This window comes from Streptomyces sp. ML-6 (assembly GCF_030116705.1).
In the GTDB taxonomy this organism is placed as follows: domain Bacteria; phylum Actinomycetota; class Actinomycetes; order Streptomycetales; family Streptomycetaceae; genus Streptomyces.
In genome coordinates this window covers 553012-565163 of sequence record NZ_JAOTIK010000001.1, presented here as the reverse complement: position 1 = coordinate 565163, position 12152 = coordinate 553012, and the positions used below count along the sequence as shown (strand labels likewise).

General features: G+C 72.7%; 8 protein-coding genes. 7 read left to right on the top strand and 1 reads right to left on the bottom strand.

Going from position 1 to position 12152, the window contains the following annotated elements; genetic code table 11:
• The first annotated feature begins 214 nt into the window (after positions 1 to 214).
• From OCT49_RS02525 to OCT49_RS02495, 7 genes are all read left to right on the top strand, one after another.
• Complete coding sequence (locus OCT49_RS02525) at positions 215 to 1303, top strand: polyprenyl synthetase family protein (protein WP_283850254.1); 1089 nt, start codon at positions 215 to 217, stop codon at positions 1301 to 1303.
• A gap of 95 nt (positions 1304 to 1398) precedes the next feature.
• On the top strand, positions 1399 to 2007 hold the full coding sequence (locus OCT49_RS02520) for a PadR family transcriptional regulator (protein WP_283850253.1): 609 nt from the start codon (positions 1399 to 1401) through the stop codon (positions 2005 to 2007).
• 177 nt (positions 2008 to 2184) lie between these two features.
• Entirely contained in the window at positions 2185 to 4125 is a 1941-nt protein-coding gene (gene htpG / locus OCT49_RS02515; RefSeq protein ID WP_283850252.1) for a molecular chaperone HtpG, read from the top strand.
• Positions 4126 to 4465: 340 nt separating this feature from the next.
• Complete coding sequence (locus tag OCT49_RS02510) at positions 4466 to 5941, top strand: MFS transporter (protein ID WP_283850251.1); 1476 nt, start codon at positions 4466 to 4468, stop codon at positions 5939 to 5941.
• A gap of 143 nt (positions 5942 to 6084) precedes the next feature.
• Positions 6085 to 7488, top strand: coding sequence for an MFS transporter (locus tag OCT49_RS02505; protein ID WP_283850250.1), 1404 nt, complete (start codon positions 6085 to 6087; stop codon positions 7486 to 7488).
• A gap of 91 nt (positions 7489 to 7579) precedes the next feature.
• A complete protein-coding gene (locus OCT49_RS02500; RefSeq protein WP_283850249.1) occupies positions 7580 to 8725 on the top strand; it encodes a glycosyltransferase in 1146 nt (381 codons plus the stop codon).
• Positions 8726 to 8826: 101 nt separating this feature from the next.
• On the top strand, positions 8827 to 10032 hold the full coding sequence (locus OCT49_RS02495) for an FUSC family protein (RefSeq protein WP_283850248.1): 1206 nt from the start codon (positions 8827 to 8829) through the stop codon (positions 10030 to 10032).
• 237 nt (positions 10033 to 10269) lie between these two features.
• Here OCT49_RS02495 and OCT49_RS02490 read toward each other — a convergent pair whose 3' ends face one another.
• Positions 10270 to 12075 (bottom strand): DUF8769 domain-containing protein, encoded by a 1806-nt coding sequence (locus OCT49_RS02490; RefSeq protein ID WP_283850247.1) that lies wholly within the window; start codon positions 12073 to 12075, stop codon positions 10270 to 10272.
• Between the last annotated feature and the right edge of the window lie 77 nt (positions 12076 to 12152).

Below are 12152 nucleotides of genomic sequence, written 5' to 3'. Positions count from 1 at the left end.
GGGCGACGAGGCCGCTTCTCCATTCCTGACCGATCGTGCCCCGTCCCCCGCCGCTCGTCCCCGCTCCCGGCCGCTCGTCCCCGTGCCCCGTCCCCGGCCGTCGCCCGGTGCGCCTCCTGAGACAATCGCGTCCCCGACGCACGCGCCGTCGTACGGCACTCCCGCGCGTCCGCGCGCGCCCGTCACCCGCCCCTCACGCAGGAGAACACCCGTCATGACCGACACCGCCGGCTTCGGCGAGGTACTGAAGCGCGCCGCCGGACACGAGCGCCGTTTCACCGCGCTCTTCGAGGAGTACTTCGACACGTTGGGCACCCGGCTCGACGCGCCGTCGTTCAGCCGCTTCACGCCGGAGTGCGTCCGGCTGCTGCGGGACCTCTCCCTGCGCGGCGGCAAGCGGATGCGGGTGGTCCTGCTCCACGAGGCTGCCCGGCTGGTGACCCCTGAACCGGTCGAGGGGCTGGACGCCGCCGCGCTGAGCATCGAACTGCTGCAGACCCACGGCCTGGTGCACGACGACCTCATCGACGACAGCCCCACCCGCCGGGACGGCCCCTCCACCTACTACGCCTACCGCGAGCGGTTCCCCGGGCACCCGCAGGCGGCGATCGGGCTGACCGTGCTCGCGGGCGACCTGGCCCTGGCCCTCTCCCTGCGGGTGCTCCTGGAGGCCGAACTGCCCGTACCGGTACGCCAGGCCATGGTCGAGGTGCAGACGCGGGCGGCGGCCGACACCTTCGTGGGCCAGATCGTCGACCTGGAACGCGACTTCACCACCACCGTCCCCGACGAGGACGTCCTGCACGGCGTGGCCGACTACAAGACCGCCCGCTACTCCCTCCTCGCCCCCCTCCAGCTCGGGCTCCTGGCGGCGGGGGAGCGGCCGGAGCGCTTCGAGGAGGAACTGCGCCGCTACGCGCGGCTGGTCGGGATCAGCGGGCAGATGCGCGACGACTACCTGGACCTGTTCGGGGACGCGGCCGTCATGGGCAAGCCGACCGGCACCGACATCCGGGACGGCCGGCGCAGCTACACCGTCGGCGCCCTGCTGTCCGCCGCCGACGGCGCCGACCGGGCCGTGGTGGAGGCCGCGCTCGGTGACCGGGCCTGCACGCCGGAGACCATTGCCGCCGTCCGGGAGATCGGCGAGCGCAGCGGGGTGGCGGCCCGGATGCGGGCGGACATGCGGCGCCACGCGGAACAGGCGTCCGAGGTGGCCGCCGGCTGGCGGCCCCGGTGGCGCGAGGAGGCGGTCGCCTTCTTCGAGCGGCTGCCGGTGTGGAGCGTCGAGCGGGCCATGTGACCGGCGAAGGCGCAGGTCCCGTCGCCCGGGTGAGTCGCGTCTCACCCGGGCGGCCCGACTTGTCCATGCAACGAGTTGCATAGAAAGATCGGGGCATGGCGATCGAACACGCGATCCTGGTGTCCCTGCTGGAGAAGCCCGGCTCCGGCTACGAGCTGTCCCGGCGGTTCGAGCGGTCCATCGGGTACTTCTGGACCGCCACCCACCAGCAGATCTACCGCGTGCTCAAGCGCATGGAGGGCGACGGCTGGGTCGAGGTCCGGGAGGTGCCGCAGGAGGGCCGCCCGGACAAGAAGGAGTACTCCGTCGCCGCCCCCGGCCGGACCGCCCTCTCGGAGTGGCTGCACGAGCCGATCGAGCCCGAGAGCGTCCGGCACGACCTCGCCGTGAAGATCCGGGGGTCGGCCTTCGACGACCCGGCCGCGCTGATCCGCGAGGTGCGGCGGTACCGGCAGGTGCACGCCGAGCGGCTCGCCCACTACCTCGCGGGCGAGGAACGCGACTTCGCGGGCCCGCGTACGCCCGACCCTGCCTCTCCCGAGACGGCCCCGTCCGACACCGGTTCATCCCACACCGGTCCGCTCGACGCGGGGCGGGAGCTCCAGCACGTCGTGCTGCGCGGCGGCATCGCGTACGAGCGGATGACGCTCGCCTGGCTCGACGACGTGCTCGCCACGCTCCACCGGCTCGGCCCCGAGCACTGAACCCCCGCGACCCGCTGCCCCGGCCCCGTGCACCCGCACGCCCGGCCGCGCCGCCACCCCGCTGAGTACCGGAGCGGTTCCGCGGGTTCCCGCGGATCGCCCCTGGGAGATCATCGGCTGAACTAAAGTTCTCAGGTCCGGATCCCAACCAAGCGGACCTGAGAAGGAATCACGGTTATGCCCACTGAGACGTTCGAGTTTCAGGTGGAAGCTCGCCAGCTTCTGCAGATGATGATCCACTCGATCTACTCGAACAAGGACGTGTTCCTGCGCGAACTCGTCTCCAACGCCTCCGACGCGCTCGACAAGCTGCGGCTCGAAGCACTGCGCGACGACTCGCTCGACGCGGACGTGTCCGACCTGCACATCACGATCGAGACAGACCGGCAGTCCCGCACGCTGACCGTGCGGGACAACGGCATCGGAATGTCTCACGACGAAGTGGTCCAGCTCATCGGGACCATCGCGAACTCGGGTACGGCGAAATTCCTGCGGGAACTCAAGGAGGCCGAGGACACCGCCGCTGCCGAGGGGCTGATCGGCCAGTTCGGCGTCGGTTTCTACTCCAGCTTCATGGTGGCCGACGAGGTCACGCTGCTGACCCGGCGCGCGGGCGAGAGCCAGGGCACCCGGTGGACGTCCACCGGCGAGGGAACGTACACGATCGAGACCGTCGACAGCGCCCCGCAGGGCACCGCGGTCACCCTCCGGCTCAAGGCGGAGGACACCGAGGACCGGCTCTACGACTACACCTCCCCGTGGAAGATCAGGGAGATCGTCAAGCGGTACTCCGACTTCATCACCTGGCCCGTGCGCATGGCCCCCGAAACCTCCGGGGCCGCGGACGGCGCGGACGACGCGGAAGGGACCGACGACACCCCGCGCGAGCCCGAGACCCTCAACTCCATGAAGGCCCTGTGGGCCCGCTCGCGCGAGGAGGTCACCGACGACGAGTACCACGAGCTGTACAAGCACATCAGCCACGACTGGATCGCCCCGCTCGAAACCATCCGCCTCCAGGCGGAAGGCACCTTCGAGTACCAGGCGCTGCTCTTCATCCCCTCGCACGCGCCCCAGGACCTGTTCATGCAGGGCTACAAGCGCGGCATCCAGCTCTATGTGAAGCGCGTCTTCATCATGGACGACTGCGAAGCGCTGATGCCGCCGTACCTGCGCTTCGTCAAGGGCGTCGTCGACGCGCAGGACCTCTCGCTCAACGTGTCGCGCGAGATCCTTCAGCAGGACCGCCAGATCCAGCTGATGCACCGGCGCCTGGCCAAGAAGGTGCTGTCGACGGTCAAGGACATGATGTCCGCCGAGCCGGAGCGGTACGCCACGTTCTGGCGGGAGTTCGGCCGAGTCGTCAAGGAAGGGCTGCTCAGCGACTTCGAGAACCGCGATGCCATCCTCAACGTCGCCTCCTTCGCCACGACCCACGACAAGGACGAACCGACCACGCTGCGGCAGTACGTGGAACGGATGAAGGACGGCCAGGAGCACATCTTCTACCTCACGGGCGAATCCCGGCAGGCCATCGAGAACTCCCCGCACATGGAGGCGTTCCGGGCCAAGGGCGTCGAGGTGCTGCTGCTGACCGACCCCGTCGACGAGGTGTGGGTCCAGGCGGATCCGGAGTTCGACGGCAAGAAGCTGCGTTCGGTGGCCAAGGGCGAGGTCGACCTCGGCACCGAGGAGGAGAAGAAGGAGGCCGCGACCGAGCGCGAGAACCGGCAGCAGGAGTACGCGGACCTCCTCGGCTGGATGACGGAGCGGCTGGGCGAGACCGTCAAGGAGGTGCGGCTCTCCTCGCGGCTCACCGTCTCGCCCGCGTGCATCGTCTCCGACGCGCACGACGTGACGCCCGCCCTGGAGAACATGTACCGCGCCATGGGCCAGGAGGTCCCGCACGTCAAGCGCATCCTCGAACTCAACGCGGAGCACCCGCTGGTCAGCGGCCTCAACCGGGCGTACGCCGACCGGGGCGAGGAGGCCGGCACCGGCCTGGAGGAGACGGCCGAGCTCCTGCACGACCTGGCGCTGCTCGCCGAGGGCGGCGAACTGGCCGACCCCTCGCGCTTCGTCCGGCTGATGGCCGACCGCCTGGAGCGCACCCTGTGAGAAGGGCCGCCGCGCCCCGGCCCGTACGGCACCGCCCGCCCGCGGCCACCGGGGTGCCGGCCCGGCCGTGACGCGGGGAGCCGGTGCGACCGGCCCGTCACCGTTGCCTTCGCACCGGTGACGGGCCGGTGGCGGGTACCGCCGCACGGACAGTCGGTGCGGGGGCGCAACGGGCGGCCGGGCACCGGCCGTTGCCCGTACGGGTCACCTCCGCCGCCTCCGGCCGAGAGCGGAGTGAACGGCCGCGACGGACTGCTAACTTGCGTCGAGCGACTGAACCAAACATGTCCGGCCATGTGACGCCGCTCGCGTCGGCGCGTCCCCGACGGAGGTCTCCGTGATGTCCAGTGCCCAGTCCCGGGCCGGGAGCAGTCCCCCCGCGACCCCGCCGGGGGAGGGGCGCGGCCTGGTCGCCGTACTCGCCCTCGCCGGCATCGTCGTCTCCCTGATGCAGACGATGGTGATCCCGCTGGTGCCCGACCTGCCCCGGCTGCTGCACGCGTCCGCCTCCGACGCGACCTGGGCGATCACCGCCACGCTGCTCGCCGGGGCGGTCGCCACCCCGGTCATGGGCCGGCTGGGGGACATGTACGGCAAGCGCCGCATGCTGCTGAGCGGCCTCTGCCTGCTGGTGGCCGGTTCCGTGATCGCCGCGCTCGGCGGGGGACTGGGCCCGATGGTCGTCGGCCGTACGCTCCAGGGCCTGGCCTCCGGTGTCATCCCGCTCGGCATCAGCATCATGCGCGACGAACTGCCCGCCCACCGGCTCGGATCGGCGATCGCGCTGATGGGCGCCTCGCTGGGGGTCGGGGGAGCCCTGGGCCTGCCCGCCGCCGCGTTCCTCGCCGAACGGGTCGACTGGCACGTGCTGTTCTGGGTGTCGGCCGGCGCGGGGGCGCTGGCCACCGTCCTCGTCCTGGCCCTGGTGCCCGAATCGCCGGTGCGCACCGGCGGACGGTTCGACCTGGTGGGTGCCGCCGGGCTCTCCGTGGCCCTGGTGTGTCTGCTGCTCGCGATCTCCAAGGGCGCCACCTGGGGCTGGGGCAGCGCGTCCACCCTCGGCCTGATGGGCGCCTCGGCCGTCGTGCTGGTGCTGTGGGGCCGGTGGGAACTGCGGACCGCGCAGCCGCTGGTCGACCTGCGGACCACCGCCCGCCGCCAGGTGCTGCTGACGAACATCGCCTCGGCCGTCTTCGGCTTCGCGATGTTCGCGGTGCTGCTCGTGCTGCCCCAGGTGATCCAGCTGCCGGAGGCCACCGGATACGGCCTGGGCGCCTCGCTGCTGACCGTGGGCCTGGTCCTGGGGCCATCCGGACTGGTCATGATGGCGGTCGCGCCGCTGTCGGCACGCATCTCCCGGAACCAGGGGCCGAGGACCACCCTGATGGTCGGCGCGGCGGTGGTCGCCGCCGGGTACCTCCTCGGCATCGGCCTGATGTCGGCGATCTGGCAACTGGTGCTGGTCTCGGCCGTGATCGGGGCCGGGATCGGACTGGCCTACGGGGCGATGCCCGCGCTCGTCATGGCCGCCGTGCCCGTCTCGGAGACGGCCGCCGCCAACAGCTTCAACACCCTCACCCGGGCCATCGGCACCTCGGCCGCCAGTGCGGTGGCGGGAATGGTCCTCGCCCAGATGACCACCTCGTTCGGCCCGCTCACCGTGCCGTCGCGGAACGGCTTCCGCACCGTCATGGCGATCGGCGCGGGCGCGGCGCTGGTGGCCCTGGTCTTCGCGTTCCTCCTGCCCCGACGGCACTCCGCCACACCCTCCTCCCGGCCCGCGCCGGAGCCCTCGCCCGCACCCGCCGAGGGCTGAGACACGACCGCCGCCGACGCCGGCGGTCCGCCCACCGAAAACCGGTGGACCAGACCTTTGCGAGCCGCATAGCTTGTGCGGCCGTGACTGATGCCCAGCAGTGTTCAGCGAGTGACTCGTCCACGACGGCCACGGCCCCGGCCATGACGGCGAAACCCCCGCAGGGGCTGTTCTCCGGGCCGTACGCGTCGGCCACCGCCGTCTTCGCCACGGTGATGTTCCTGACCGGACTCGCCGCGCTGGCCGTGGTCCCCACCCTGCCGACGGCCGCCCAGGACCTGGACGGCGTGGCGCTCTTCCCGCTGGTGGCGGGATGTTTCGTGGCGGCGAGCCTGCTGGGCGGGGTGCTGGGCGGCCACTGGGCGGACCGGTCGGGGGCGCACCGCCCGCTGGCGGCGGGCATGGTGCTGGCCGTGGTCACCCTGGTCGTCTCGGCCGCCAGCACCTCCGTCTGGCAACTGGCGGCCGGACGCTTCGTGGACGGAGTGGCGGGCGGAATGATCGCGGTGGCGGTCAACGCGGCGATCGGCCAGGCGTACCCGGAACGGCTCCGGCCGCGCGCCCTGGCACTGATGAGCGCCTGCTGGATCGTTCCGTCGCTGGTCGGCCCGCCCCTGGCGGGGCTGGTGGCCGAATGGTGGTCCTGGCGGGCGGTGTTCTACGGACTGGCCGCCCTCACCGCGCTCCCGGCCCTGGCCGTGGTGGCCCTGCTGCGCGGCCGGTTCCGGACGGCCGGGCCGGAACCGTCGGAGGACGCCGCGCCCCGCCCCGCGCTGCTGGTCGCGGTCGCGGTGAGCGTGGGTGCGGCCCTCGGCCAGTACGGCGCGTCGGGCTGGGACACCCGCCACCTGCTGTTCGCGGCGGTGGGCCTCGCCCTGCTGGCGGTGTTTGCCACCCGGCTGCTGCCGTCCGGCACCGTGCGCGCCGCGCGCGGTCTGCCCGTCACGGTGCTGCTGCGCGGCCTGAGTTCGGGGGTGTTCTTCACCCTGGAGGCGCTGGTGCCGCTGATGCTGATCACCGACCGGGACGTGGCCCCCGTGGTGACGGGCCTGGCCTTCACGGGCGCCGCCGTGGCCTGGGCCGCCTCCTCCTGGGTGCAGGGCCGCCTGCCGGAGCGGACCCCGCGCCACCGCCTCGTCGTGATCGGTGCCCTGATCCAGGTGGCGGCGGTCCTGGTCGCGACAGCCGGTTCGGTGCCCGGCACGCACCCGGCCGTCGCCGCCTCCTCCATGGTCGTCGCGGCGGTCGGCATGGGCCTGCTCGCCCCGTCCCTCACCGTGCTGTCGCTCTCCCACGCTCCGGCCGGCCGGCAGGGCTACGCGAGCAGCGCGATGCAGACCACCCAGAACCTGGGCCAGATCCTGGTCCTGGGCGTGGCGTCCGCCGTGTTCCACGCCTTCCTGACCCTCGGGCCGAGCGAAGCCGTCGGCTACGGCGCGGCCTTCGCGCTGCTGCTCGTACCGGGTGCCCTGGCCGTCCTGCTCGCCCCCAGGTCGGGTAACGTGCCGGGCACGGGCCTGGTCGACCGGGACGGCTGCCGGACCTGACGACCGGGCGCCCCACAAGCGACGAGGAATGCGCAGAAATCGGCGGAAAGCCGTCCTGTGGGCAGAGGGTGGACATCTCTAGGCTCGCCCCATGCGTGTACTTTTCGCCTCGACCCGTGGTTCGGGGCACTTCCACCCACTTGTTCCCCTCATCGACGCGTGCACGGCGCGCGGTGACGACGTCCTGGTCGTCGCGCCGCCGGCCCTCGAAGCGTTACTGGCGTCCCGGAAACAGTCGTACCGCATCGGCCGGGACCCGGACCCGGAGGAACTCGCGGAAACCATGGCGCGGGTACTGGCGGCGGCCCCGGACGACGGAGTCTCCCTGATGGTCGAGGAGGTGTTCGGCCGGCTCTGCACCGCCGCGATGCTCCCCGCGATGGAGGAGGCCTGCCGCGACTGGCGGCCCGACCTCGTCCTGCACGAGGCGTTCGAGTTCGCCTCGGTGGTGGCCGCCGAGCGCCACGGGATCCCGCACGCCCGGGTCGCGATCTCGGCCGCGGGCTTCACCGGGTCCACCGACCGGCTCCTGACCCCCGTGCTCGACCCGTACGGCCCCGGCCTCGTCCGCCGGCTCGTCGAATCCCCGTACCTGACCCGGCTGCCCGCCTCCCTGGACCCCTCGCCGTACGCCACGACCCACCGCTACCACGAAGAACTCCGGCCGCAGGCACTGCCGGACTGGTGGGGAGGGGCGACGGAACCGCTGGTCCACGTCACCCTCGGCACCGAGGCGGGCGCCCTGCCGGCCGCGACCGGCCTGTACCGCGCGGTCCTGGACGCGGTGAGCGGACTGCCGGTGCGCGTCCTGCTCACGACGGGGCACCACATCGACCCGGCGGCCCTCGGCCCACTGCCGCCCCATGTCCACGCGGAGCCGTGGGTGCCGCAGGCGGACGTCCTGCGCAGCGCCTCCCTCGTGGTCTGCCACGGCGGTTCGGGAACGGTCTACGGCGCCCTCGCGGCCGGCGTCCCCGTCGTCTGCGTCCCCCTCTTCGCCGACCAGCCGGCCAACGCCCGACTGGTGACCGGTTCAGGGGCGGGGGAGTCCGTCACCCCGACCGGGGACCCGGAGGACGAGGCGTCGGTCCTGGGCCCCGACGACGTACGGAACATCCGCGAGGCCGCCGAACGGGCCCTCGAACAGCCCTCGTACCGCGCGCGGGCCCGCGCCCTGGCCGACGAGGTGCGGACCACCCCCACGGCGGCGGAACTGCTCGCCACCATCGAACCCTGACCCCGGGGCACGACGGGACCCACCGTACGCCCGTACGCCCGTACGGTGGGTCTCGCCGGGCCCGGGTGCTTCCGTGGCGCACGGGCGGGCAGGGGAAGGGGATGGCACGAGTATCCGCACCCGTGATCGAGCTCGTCCGGCGCACGACCGAGCCCGCCGCAGCGCAGACCCTGCGTTCCACCGCGGCCTCCGTCATCGCCTACGTCGTGGCGGTATGGGCCCTTCCGCACCCGGCGCCGCTCACCGCCCCGCTCACCGCCCTCCTCGTCGTGCAGGTCACCCTCTACGCGACCCTCACCACGGGCATCCGCAGGGTGAACTCCGTCGTGGTGGGAGTGCTCATCGCCAGTGGGCTCAGCTCGCTGGTGGGCCTCAACTGGTGGAGCCTCGGCCTGACGATCTTCGTTTCGCTGATCATCGGGCGGCTGGTGCGGGTCGGCGAGTTCGTGCCCGAGGTGGCGATCAGCGCGATGCTCGTGCTGGGCGTCTCGCAGGTCGCCTCGACCGCCTGGGACCGGGTGCTGGAAACCCTGATCGGGGCGGGCGTCGGGCTGCTGTTCAATCTGCTCCTGGCCCCTCCGGTGTGGGTGCAGCCGGCGGGTGCCTCCATCGACGGCCTGGCCCGTGAGATGGGCGGGATGTTCCGGGCGATGGGCGAGGAGGTGAGCGGGCACGTCTCCGTCGAGCAGGCGGCCGAGCGGCTCCATGCGGCCCGCCGCCTCGACCACGACATCGTGGAGGTCGACGCCTCGCTGCGGCAGGCCGAGGACAGCCTCACCCTCAACCCGCGCGTGAGACAGGGGCTGCTGCACCGGGTCGTGCTGCGCACCGGCCTGGACACCCTGGAGATCTGCGCCGTGGTGCTGCGGGTGCTCTCCCGGACCCTGACCGACCTGGCCAAGGCCCGTACCGAGGAGGCGCTGTTCCCCGCCGACGTGGCCGAGGCTCTGACGGAACTGTTCGGGCAGATGGCCGGTGCCGTCGAGAGCTTCTCGGAGCTGATCACCGCTTCGGTCGCGGAGAACGCCGAGGAGGCGGAGGACCGGCTGGCCCAGGCGCTCGCCGTCAGCCGCGAGACCAGGGACCGGGTGGCCGACCTGCTCCTGGAGGACGTCCAGGAACATCCCCGGCAGTGGCAGCTGCACGGCGCCCTGCTCGCCGAGGTCGACCGCATCCTGGACGAACTCGACATCGACAAGCGCACGGAACGGCTGGGCAAGGAGCTCGACCGGCGCTCGGCACAGCTCCACGAACGCCACCCCTGGCTGCGCGCGGTCTCCCGGCGCCTGGAGGGCGGACGCAGCTGAGGGGGAGAACCGGGCCGCGCCCCATGGCGCAGCCCGGACGGCGAGGCGTCCTGCCGCAGCAGGGTCTGTTGCGGGCGCCGGTCCGCGGCCGGTTCGCGCGGGGCGTCGGCGCGCGGGGCGGGGCTGGGCGCTGGCGCACGGGGCGGGGCGTCGGCGCGGGGCGGGGAAAAGCGTCCCGGCGGGATGTCGTGCGAAGGGGAGGGGAAAGGGAAACGTCCGCCCCCTCCGCACCACATGTCAGGGCGTCAGACGGGAGTCCGAGAGGCGGGGGGAGGGCGGCGGGGCGCCGTCCAGCGTCGCGGAGTGCAGCGCGGCGTGTTCCTCGCGGGAGACCACGGACCGGCCGCCGCGCACCACGAGCCGGTGACCCCGCGGGGTCGTCCAGCGCACCTCGGCGCAGTCACCGGCCACGGCCACCTCGGGGACCGGCCCGGTGTTCCGTGCGGCGCCGGACGGCACCAGGGACAGGGTCCCCGCCGCGAAGGCGTCACCCACCTGCGCCCAGTCCAGCTCGACCGGGGTGTCGCTCTCGAGGAGCACCACCTCGATCCGCACCCCGTCGGCGCGCGGGACCAGCCGGGTCGTCGGAGTGCGCCCCGCGAAGGCGCCCCCGGCCGTCCGGAAGTCCAGCCGGGCCGTTCCCAGGTCGAGTTCGACGCCGCCGTCGACCGCCGTCACCCCCGCGAGGGGCGGCGCGCCGATCGCGTCCACCACCAGGCGCAGCGACCGCACCCGGAACCGGTCGCCCGGCCCGATCATGTCGAGGTGGTGGTGCCGGTCGCCGGCCGGGCAGGCGAACCCCGCCAGCCAGGCCACGTGCGGGCCGCTCTGTACGGTGGAGAGCACGCCCGAGGCGAAGTCGAAGTCCTCCGCCCCGTCGTCCTTCACCAGATGGACGTGCAGATGACCGGCGGTCCCGTCCGGGCGCACCCAGTGGCCGAACAGCGGCCGGCGCTGCAGCCAGGTGTCCTGGTGGTTGATGCTGCCCAGGGTGGTGACCGGATCGAGCCAGGTGGTGCCGGTCTCCGGGGCCGGGCCGGCGGTGAACAGCTCCCGGTGCTCGTGCCCGCCCTCCAGTTCCGTCAGCCGGGGCAGGACCCAGTCCGGCATCCGGTAGTCCACGCAGGAGTCCACCCCGGTGGTCATCTCGCCCCGGACCGGGCGGGGTTCGGGCGCACCGAGCAGCCCCCCGACCGCCTTCGCCAGGGCGGGCGGCACCCCCAGGTCGTTGCTGTAGCAGCGGGCCATGGGGCCGGAGAGCTGACGGGTCGGCGGGTGCCAGCGGGCGAGGAAGTGCAGCCAGAGCCGGTCGTGCAGCCGCTCGTTGAGCTCCCGCACCTCCTCGTCCCGGACGTGTTCCCTGATCAGGGTCAGCGTCTGGAGCACCACGCCCCAGTAGGACGGGCTGTTGAACTCGGCGAAGCTGCCGGTGCCGTCGATCGCCGCGCACAGCCGCCCCATGCGGTCCCTGCCGTACGCGAACAGCGTTTCGTCGTCGAGGACCTGACCGGCGGCGAGCGTGACGAAGGTGCCCATCGCGGCGACGTTGGTGTACCCCATGGGGACGTTCCGGCGGACGATCGACGACGCCGCGTGCCGCATCGACTCCCGGACCTCGCCCAGCACCGAGGGCGGCAGCCGGTCGCCGTGCCGGGCGTGGATGAGCAGCAGCTGGATGCCGAGGAAGTCCGCCCAGTTCCAGTCGGGCGGGTCCATCTCCGCCGCCGGCTCCTCGGCGTAGTAGCCCCAGATGCCGTAGGTGGGGCTCTCCACGGACCGGTCCTGGAGGGCCGCGATGCGCAGGATCGCGGCGTGGGCGCGCTCGGCGTCGCCCTCGTCGCCCCGTTCCAGCAGGAGCAGGGCGTACTGCAGGGAGTTGCGGGTGGGGTGCGCGGGGCCGCCCTTGATGCGGGTGTGGATGGGGTTGTAGGGGGCCTCGACCTGCAACAGGCCCGCCCCGGCGTCCCAGCAGCGGTCGCCCTCGGCGAGAGCCGTTCGCAACAGGACGCGGTCGTATGCGTCGGCGGACCAGACAGGGTGCATGGGAAGTCCTCCAGCTCGCGATCGTCGGTCCGACGATCTCCGGAAACGCTTGGCAAACGTTTTCCAGAGGCTAGGCC